Genomic DNA, 951 nt, shown 5'->3' on the forward strand with positions numbered 1-951 from the left:
CTGCTGACGGTAACCCTGGGGGCCCTCGACCTCCATCAGACGCCCCTGGGCGTCGTGGTGGTGGTGCCAGTGGCTGCCGTCGGGCAACTGGGTGGACTGGCGCCGGCCCATGACGTCATGGGTAGTGCGGGTGGTCTCACCCAGGGCATTGGTGACGCTGGCCAGATGGCCGCGGGCGTCATGGGCGTAGCTGGTGCGCCGCTCGGAGCAGTCGGTCTCCGCCGCCAGCTGGCCCAGGGCGTTCCATTCGAGGCGCCGGGTGGCGCCCTGTGCATCGGTGACGGCGGTGGGGCGGTCGGGCAGGCGTTCGTCTTCGTAGGCCAGGGTGGTGGTGCCCTCGGGGCCGGTAATTTCAACCGGGTGACCAAGGGGGTTGCGCTGGATCTGCCAGTGCTGGTCGTCAGGCCCTTCGAGACGAATGGGCTGCCCCAGGGCATCGCGCTCGAGGGTCCAGCGGCTGCCGTCCGGGGCAGTCTGGGCGATGATCTGGCCCTGGTCATCCCGCGCCATCGCGGTCTCGCGGCCCAGCGGGTCGACGCTGGCGATCTGGCGTCCGGCGCGGTCGTAGCGGAACTCGATCACCGAGCCGTCGGCGCGGGTATGCGCCGTCCAGCGCTGGCCGGGGCCGGTGCCGACGAAGTGGTAGCGCTCCTCGCGGCCGAGGCTATCGGTGACGCGGGTGTGATCGGGATGGTAGGCGTAGGTGCGCGCCAGGCCGCCGGCCTCCTGCTGGCCGATCACCCGGCCATCGGGGGCGTGGCGATCCCAGCTGTAGTGGGCCTCGAGGCCGCCGGGCACGCGGTGGGCGACGAGCATATGCGCCTGCCACTCGAACTCGCGAACCACCTCGCCATGGCGGTGGCGCACGGCGATCAGGTCGCCGGCGGGGCTATAGGAGTAGCGCACCAGCCACTCGTCCTGGGCGCTGCCGTCGTGCTCCTGGATCAGCTT

At 71.3% G+C, this 951-nt stretch carries 1 pseudogene; it reads right to left on the bottom strand.

From position 1 onward, the window contains the following. Nucleotides 1-951 (bottom strand): annotated as a pseudogene (locus tag HPA02_RS18100) (hypothetical protein); the annotation flags it as partial.

Origin of the sequence: Bisbaumannia pacifica (genome assembly GCF_007989625.1) — a bacterium.
Taxonomy (GTDB): domain Bacteria; phylum Pseudomonadota; class Gammaproteobacteria; order Pseudomonadales; family Halomonadaceae; genus Bisbaumannia; species Bisbaumannia pacifica.